This is a genomic window from Comamonas sp. C24C (assembly GCF_053345995.1).
This window is the reverse complement of record NZ_JBKFBC010000029.1, coordinates 1-713: the sequence shown is the minus strand read 5'-3', so window position 1 is coordinate 713 and position 713 is coordinate 1. Positions and strand designations below refer to the sequence as shown.

At 67.9% G+C, this 713-nt stretch carries 1 protein-coding gene; it reads left to right on the top strand.

Annotation, left to right across the window (positions count from 1 at the left end; translation table 11 throughout):
• Positions 1–713 (top strand): aldehyde dehydrogenase family protein (locus ACLBXN_RS24520; protein ID WP_447613874.1); only part of this gene is annotated, 713 nt, incomplete at both ends.

Below are 713 nucleotides of genomic sequence, written 5' to 3'. Positions count from 1 at the left end.
GGCGTGGGCCGCGGCATTGCCGAAGCCTGCGTCAAAAGCGGCAAGAAGGTGCAGCTGGAAATGGGCGGCAAGAACCCCCAGATCGTGCTGGACGATGCCGACCTGAACCAGGCCGTGGAACTGTCGGCCCAGAGCGGCTTCTACTCCACGGGCCAGCGCTGCACGGCCTCCAGCCGCCTGATCGTGACCGACAAGATCTACCCGGCCTTCATCGAGGCCCTGCAGGCGCGCATGGCCCAAATCAAGGTCGGTGACGCACGCGCCGCCGGCACCGACATGGGCCCCGTGGTCAGCCAGGCCCAGCTGGAGCAGGACCTGAGCTACGTGGAAATCGCCAAGGCCGAAGGCGCACGCCTGGCCGCTGGCGGCGCCCGCGTGGCCTGCCACACCGGCAGCGGCAAGCAGGGCTACTACATGGCGCCCACGCTGTTCGTGGACACCGAAGCCGGCATGCGCATCAACCGCGAAGAAGTCTTCGGCCCCGTGGCCAGCGTGATCCTCGTCAAGGACTACGAAGAAGCCCTGGCCGTGTCCAACGACACGCCGTTCGGCCTGTCGGCCGGCATCGCCACCACCAGCCTCAAGTACGCCACCCACTTCAAGCGCCACAGCCAGGCCGGCATGGTCATGGTCAACCTGCCCACAGCGGGTGTGGACTACCACGTGCCGTTTGGCGGGCGCAAGGGCAGCAGCTACGGCCCGCGCGAGCAGGG